The sequence below is a fragment of the Halorubrum tibetense genome (genome assembly GCF_042661865.1).
GTDB lineage: Archaea > Halobacteriota > Halobacteria > Halobacteriales > Haloferacaceae > Halorubrum > Halorubrum tibetense.
The window spans coordinates 1-628 of sequence record NZ_JBHSWW010000629.1 but is presented as its reverse complement, the minus strand read 5'-3'; the positions used below and the strand labels follow the sequence as shown (position 1 = coordinate 628).

Annotated in this window: 2 protein-coding genes; both read right to left on the bottom strand. The window is 47.9% G+C overall.

Going from position 1 to position 628, the window contains the following annotated elements:
• Positions 1 to 323, bottom strand: a 323-nt coding sequence (locus ACFQEU_RS17395; protein WP_465261187.1) for a hypothetical protein, incomplete at its 3' end; no start/stop codon positions are given.
• 114 nt (positions 324 to 437) lie between these two features.
• Positions 438 to 628, bottom strand: a 191-nt coding sequence (locus ACFQEU_RS17390) for an SAM-dependent methyltransferase (protein ID WP_379784198.1), incomplete at its 5' end; no start/stop codon positions are given.

Here is a 628-nt window from a genome sequence, read left to right as displayed (position 1 = left end):
TCACCACTCGTTTGTCCTTGCAATAAATCCACAGCCTTCTGTGCAGTTTCCAGATCAGGCGTGCGAGCGCTGCCAAAAATCACAACCGTTTGATTCACCCCCAATGCTTGCAAAACCGCTTCAGGTTTACTGAGCTCCAACATTAAACGCACCGGTCTCAGCTCTTCGCTCAACATGAAATCTTGATCGGTATACGCTAAACGATAGGCTGAAGAACATAGCTGCGGGTTGCCACAAAGCACATCATCGGGATATTTTGCGTGCTCTACCTCATCGGCGGCGGAGTAAAAAAGTCTATTTTTGCCTTTGCTAGATTTTGCCATACAGCATCCTTTATCTTGCCAAACGAATATGTCTATTTACTGAAACGAACTCTGAAGCACCTTCCTATGCGATTTACCAACTCACCAATTGCCTCAAAAAACCAGAGACCGAGTTCATTTTTGCTCCACATACCACTGGTACAACGCCTTTTTTTTCACGCCCGTTATTTCCTCCGCAAGCGCACTGGCTTTTTTCGGCGGTAATTCAGCCGCTAGTAACGCCATAATCCGGGTCGACTCTGTATCCAGCGAGGCGGCTTCCGACTTTGGTGCGCCCTGCACCAGCAATACAATTTCACCGCGCT